Origin of the sequence: Faecalitalea cylindroides ATCC 27803, from assembly GCF_000469305.1 — a bacterium.
Taxonomy (GTDB): domain Bacteria; phylum Bacillota_I; class Bacilli_A; order Erysipelotrichales; family Erysipelotrichaceae; genus Faecalitalea; species Faecalitalea cylindroides.
Genome location: NZ_KI271001.1, coordinates 1 through 1599 on the forward strand (window position 1 = coordinate 1; position 1599 = coordinate 1599).

Consider the following 1599-nt stretch of genomic DNA (forward strand, 5'->3'; position numbering starts at 1 on the left):
GATTTTGTTACTGTTTGGTTCGACACTTTGCTTCCATTACTCGTTACCCTCCTTTTTCTTCTTTTTGTATGCAACAACAGAAGTTACGGCGATACCGACAGCAGAAAGTCCGGCAAGGACATACCAAAGTTTCATATTGGTATCATCTCCTGTTTTCGGAGTATCCCTCAACTCATTGTGCATTTTTACAACGGCTGTTTCATCAAGTTTGATAGTAACATTCTGGTCGGCAGGTGTGATATATGCGGCAGAGGCATTGTTTGCCACTTCGGATACGGTATATTCGCCAATACGAAGTCCCTCAATCACAATTTCGCCGTTCTTATCTGTTTCAAATGTCATATCATAACCGTTTGCTCCGGTTACTCTGAACGCAAAACCTTTAACCTTACCATCTGAAGATGTCTTGACGATTTTCAGTGTTCCACGCATAGCTTCATTGATAAATCCAACACCAGCCTTATTCTCAACGGAATAAGTTGTTTCGTCTTTCTCAATGAAAACAGAGTATTCTCCCTTATCAAGCAGGAAGCCCTCTGGTGCTTTTGTTTCACGGACAATATATTTTCCGTAAAGCAGCTCTTTCATCTCATAAATTCCGGTTTCGGTTTCTTCAAGATTTCCGATAAGTTCATCGCCATCATCAATCTTTCCGTTCTCATTGGTGTCCTTATATACCTCAAAGGTTGCACCCGTAAGTTTGTTATCTGGATATTCAGCGTCCACCTTCGTGAGTCTGATATTGCCGTGAACATACTCATTGACAATCTCAATTTCAACTACCTGCTCGGCTTTGCTGATATTGACCTCATACGCCTTTTCATCAAGAACAAATCCCTTTGGCTGCTCGATTTCTCTTACAATCCATTTGCCATAAGGAACTTTTGCAAAAGAAAAACTACCGTCTTTTGCAGAGGTAGTCGTCATAAGTGCAGTATCCTTTGTAAATTCTGTTTCTTCGGCTTTGAAGATACCGATAACAGCACCCTCAAGTGCTTCTCCGTTCTCGTCAATCTTCTTACCTGATACAGAACCATAGATAAGTTCATTCTTGATTTCTTTTCCATCATTCACTTTGATTTCAACTGTTGCGGTATCCTGACCTGCATATTCAAACATAACCGGATATTTCGTATCAGAGAGAACATAATGCTCATCGGTTGCAATCTCCTTGACATAGTATTTGCCAAACGGAAGGTCTGACTTCATAACAGCAGTTCCATTTTCATTTACGCTGACAATCTCAATCAGTCCATCAGCCGGAATAACTGTACCGCTTGCAGATACAATATCTTCTGCGGCATAAAGACCAAAGCTGATGTTTTTGATTTCTCCGTTGTCGCCAATACCAAATGTCTTATCCTTTTCAATGGCTTTTACAAGGCTTACCTGCACTTTCTGTCTTTCGTTATAGAATGATGTGGAAGTTTCGGTAACAGAGATATTCTGACCTGCATAAGTAAGCTCAACCGTATGGGTTTCGCCACTGACTACCATTCCGTAAGGTGCTGTAATTTCCTTGACCTCGTATTTTCCGAGATAAAGTTCTTTGCTCTTCACAAATCCATCGGAGCTTTGCTTGTAATTTATCCTTTGCTA

Annotated in this window: 1 protein-coding gene; it reads right to left on the reverse strand. The window is 40.7% G+C overall.

Annotated elements, in window-relative coordinates:
• Positions 1–36: 36 nt before the first annotated feature.
• Positions 37–1590: a SpaA isopeptide-forming pilin-related protein gene (locus HMPREF0367_RS05365; protein WP_428829651.1), complete on the reverse strand. Its 1554-nt coding sequence runs from the start codon at positions 1588–1590 to the stop codon at positions 37–39.
• Positions 1591–1599: the final 9 nt, after the last annotated feature.